This is a genomic window from Phyllobacterium sp. (assembly GCF_037994425.1).
In the GTDB taxonomy this organism is placed as follows: domain Bacteria; phylum Pseudomonadota; class Alphaproteobacteria; order Rhizobiales; family Rhizobiaceae; genus Phyllobacterium.
In genome coordinates this window covers 1-4038 of record NZ_JBBNAM010000335.1, presented here as the reverse complement: position 1 = coordinate 4038, position 4038 = coordinate 1, and the positions used below count along the sequence as shown (strand labels likewise).

Sequence of the window (4038 nt, the reverse complement as noted above, 5' to 3'; positions counted from 1 at the left end):
CTTCTGAGGAGGCAACGGGTGTAAAGGCCGAGGGCAAGTTCCGCGCTAGCCACCGGGTCATTGCCGACCATCTGCGCTCATCGAGCTTCCTCATTGCGGACGGCGTATTGCCGTCGAACGAGGGCCGTGGTTATGTGCTGCGCCGCATCATGCGCCGCGCGATGCGCCACGCACAGCTGCTTGGGACGCGTGAACCGTTGATGTGGCGGCTGTTGCCGGCACTGGTACGCGAAATGGGTCAGGCCTATCCAGAGTTGGTCCGTGCCGAGGCATTGATCTCCGAAACCCTCAAGCTCGAAGAAACCCGCTTTCGCAAGACGCTCGACCGCGGCCTAGGCCTGCTTGGCGAAGCGACTGAGAACTTAAGCGAAGGCGGCAAGCTCGATGGCGAGACCGCCTTCAAGCTCTACGATACTTATGGCTTCCCCCTCGATCTCACGCAGGACGCGCTGCGCCAGCGCGGCATCGGCGTTGACACGGAAGCTTTTGCCGCGGCCATGGAGAGACAGAAGGCCGAGGCCCGCGCCAGTTGGGCGGGTTCCGGCGATGCGGCGACGGAAACGATATGGTTTTCGGTGCGTGACAAGGTCGGCGCCACGGAATTCCTCGGCTATGAGACGGAACAGGCCGAAGGCGTCATCACCGCACTTGTCCAGAACGGCGCGGTCGTCGAAACCGCGGGCGAGGGCGAGCCCGTGTCTGTCGTCGTCAACCAAACTCCATTTTATGGTGAATCCGGCGGCCAGCAGGGTGATACCGGCACAATCGCGGGCGATGGCTTTACTATCGAGATCAGCGATACGCAGAAAAAGAACGATGGGGTCTTCGTCCACATCGGCAAGGTGACAAAGGGCACGGCGAGGGTGGATGCGCCTGTCGAACTTGTGGTCGACCGTGTGCGCCGCACCCGCATTCGTTCCAACCACTCCGCAACGCATCTGTTGCACGAAGCTCTGCGCGAGACGCTCGGTACGCATGTCGCCCAGAAGGGCTCGCTCGTTGCTCCGGACAGGCTGCGTTTCGACTTTTCCCATCCGAAGCCGATCTCCGACACGGAACTGGCGGCAATCGAAGACATCGCCAACGAGATCGTTCTACAGAACGCGCCGGTTACGACGCGCCTCATGGCGGTCGACGATGCCATCGCCGAGGGTGCAATGGCGCTGTTCGGCGAAAAGTATGGCGATGAGGTGCGCGTCGTCTCGATGGGGACGGCGCTGCGTGGCGACAAGGTCGGCAAAAGCTATTCGACCGAGCTTTGCGGTGGCACCCATGTGCGTTCGACCGGCGATATCGGGCTCATCCGTGTCGTCTCGGAAGGCGCCGTCGCCGCTGGCGTGCGCCGTCTTGAGGCGCTGACCGGCGAGGCGGCAAGACGCTACCTCGAGGAGCAGGACGACCGTGTCAAAGCGATCGCCTCGGTATTGAAGGCGACACCGGCCGATGCACTGGCACGCGTTACCGCACTCGTCGACGAACGCCGCAAGCTCGAACGCGAACTCACCGAAGCGCGCAAACAGCTGGCCCTCGGCGGCGGCTCCGCGGGCGGAGGTGCAGCTTCGGAGACGGTCAATGGCGTCGGGTTCATCGGCAAGGTCGTGAGCGGCGTCAACCCGCGCGATCTGAAGCCGCTGGCGGATGATGCCAAAAAGAACGTCGGTTCAGGCGTCGTCACCTTCGTCGGCGTGTCGGAAGACGGCAAGGCAAGCGCGGTTGTCGGTGTCACCGACGACCTTGTCGGCAAATACAGCGCCGTCGATCTCGTCCGCGTCGCATCCGCGGCGCTTGGGGGAGCGGGCGGCGGGGGCCGTCCTGACATGGCGCAGGCCGGCGGGCCCGACGGCTCCAAGGCGCAGGATGCCATTTCGGCCGTTCGCCAAGCGCTTGCTGGCTAGGCACCTCACGATCCGAATTCGGCCTATAAGCCGGGCAAACGCGGCTTATAGGCGCCGTCGTGGCAAATATTATACTTATTGTTTAGAAGCAGTTGCTTTAAATCGGCAATAGAGTGTGCGATTATTTTGCGGCCAAGTACTAGATATTTCAAATAATTCCATTGCTCGATACAATCTTGGCGTGCAAAAGCAAATTTTGGCTCAATCAGAATGAGCACAATAGTCTTTATGCCTTTTTCGCGTTGTTGGATTTACTGACGACGATTGTAGAGGTGCGCCGAGCCATTTGTCGTTTGGGTTGGGGGACCTATGAAGCGAGTTTTGATACTGGCAATGGTCGCCGTTGGCGTGGGCGCTTGCCAGTCGGCAGGTGTGGTCAAGGATGTCCACATGGGAGCGCAGATCGCCTACGGGCCGGAAGTGTTTGCATCCTACACGGGGTTTGAATCGCTAAAGGCGCAGCCCTTCTATTCGACGAAATCGGGGTATGGCTTCACCACGCTCCGTGCATCACCGTTCAAGAGCGCCATTTCGGAGGCGTGGAGCTACGGCAAGCAATACGAGTACACGAAAGGTGCGACCGCAAAGTCAATGTGCCTTATCCAGCCATGCATGCGGGCTTCATATCAGTCCGGCATTGTTGCGATGGAGGAGGCGGATTTTCTAAACGCGGCAAAGGCCGGATTTGAATTCGAACTTGTCGGCAATAGTACCAAGGTCGTGGGTAAGGTTCCTGCGGCGGCGTTTCAGAAAGTGCTTGAGCAAAAGAGCAGACTTGGTCCGGTTGCTCCAGTCGCCGCGTCTGCGGCTGCTGCAATGGAAAAGCTCCCGCAGACAGCGGTCAAGACCGAAGAAACAGGCACCGACGAGGATAGTTGAGCCGCGGCTGTTACCCCTCGCGCGAACCTTGCGCTGCCGCGATGTGCATTGGTGCAATCATGTAACTGTTGAGGCCAGCGAGCACGGTCGGGTCGTTGTCGCCAAAGCGCACCGCTTCCGCGTGGTCATTAACCTCAAGAAGAGCAAGGCCAAAGGTGCCTTCCGGCGCATGCACAGGGCCATAGGCGAGGACAAGCCCGTCGTTGAAGTATTCCTGCACATAGCTCGCGTGCTGGCGCATCAGGTCTTGCTCGTCGTCATCCATGTCGTCCGCGAATGTCGGGCGTGGCGGGATCAGGCGGAAAAAGAACTGCTGCTTGCTCATCTTCTGTTCCCCTCTCATCTTCGTGGCGTTGGGCATAATACCCAAAATGACGCTTTATGGCGCGTCAATTTGCATGGACCTGCGAGGGAATTGCACAAGAAAGGATATTCAACGCAGTAAAAAACCCCGGCAAGAACCGGGGCTTTTCTATTCAGCGAGTGCAATTGACCCTCAGGCGGCCATCGCCTTCGACAGGTTCTCGTTGATCTTGTCGAGGAAGCCCGTCGTCGACAGCCAGGGCTGGTCCGGGCCGATCAGCAGTGCGAGGTCCTTGGTCATGAAGCCGGCTTCGACCGTGTCGACGCAGACCTTCTCAAGCGTATGGCTGAAACGCTCGAGCTCGGCATTGCCGTCGAGTTTGGCACGATGTGCCAGGCCCCGCGTCCAGGCGAAAATCGAAGCGATCGAATTGGTCGAGGTTTCCTCGCCCTTCTGGTGCTGGCGGTAATGGCGCGTGACCGTTCCATGGGCGGCTTCTGCTTCGACTGTCTTGCCGTCCGGCGTCATGAGAACCGACGTCATCAGGCCGAGCGAGCCGAAGCCCTGCGCGACGATGTCCGACTGGACGTCGCCGTCATAGTTCTTACAGGCCCAGACATAACCACCCGACCACTTCAGTGCCGAGGCAACCATGTCGTCAATCAGGCGGTGCTCGTAGAAGATCTTCTTTTCGGCAAACTTCGCCTTGAACTCGGAGTCATAGACTTCCTGGAAAATGTCCTTGAACCGGCCGTCATAGGCCTTGAGGATAGTGTTCTTGGTCGAGAGGTAGCAGGGAACGCCGCGATTATAGGCATAGTTGAACGAGGCATGGGCGAAATCCCGGATCGACTCGTCAAGGTTGTACATGGCCATGGCAACACCGGCGCCGGGCGCATCGTAAACTTCGTGCTCTATCGTCTGGCCATCGTCGCCGACAAATTTGATGGTCAGCTTGCC

Annotated in this window: 4 protein-coding genes; 2 read left to right on the top strand and 2 right to left on the bottom strand. The window is 59.4% G+C overall.

Annotation, left to right across the window (positions count from 1 at the left end; genetic code table 11):
• Positions 1-1895: alanine--tRNA ligase (gene alaS, locus AAAB35_RS22060; RefSeq protein ID WP_340670414.1), on the top strand; the 1895-nt coding region annotated here is incomplete at its 5' end.
• Between the two features lie 309 nt (positions 1896-2204).
• A complete protein-coding gene (locus tag AAAB35_RS22055; RefSeq protein WP_340670413.1) occupies positions 2205-2774 on the top strand; it encodes a hypothetical protein in 570 nt (189 codons plus the stop codon).
• Positions 2775-2784: 10 nt separating this feature from the next.
• Here AAAB35_RS22055 and AAAB35_RS22050 read toward each other — a convergent pair whose 3' ends face one another.
• Together AAAB35_RS22050 and AAAB35_RS22045 are read right to left on the bottom strand one after the other, a co-directional pair.
• The gene (locus AAAB35_RS22050) at positions 2785-3099 is read right to left on the bottom strand and encodes a YciI family protein (RefSeq protein WP_340670412.1); all 315 of its coding nucleotides are present in this window, start codon (positions 3097-3099) and stop codon (positions 2785-2787) included.
• Positions 3100-3270: 171 nt separating this feature from the next.
• Positions 3271-4038, bottom strand: a 768-nt coding sequence (locus tag AAAB35_RS22045) for an NADP-dependent isocitrate dehydrogenase (RefSeq protein WP_340670411.1), incomplete at its 5' end; no start/stop codon positions are given.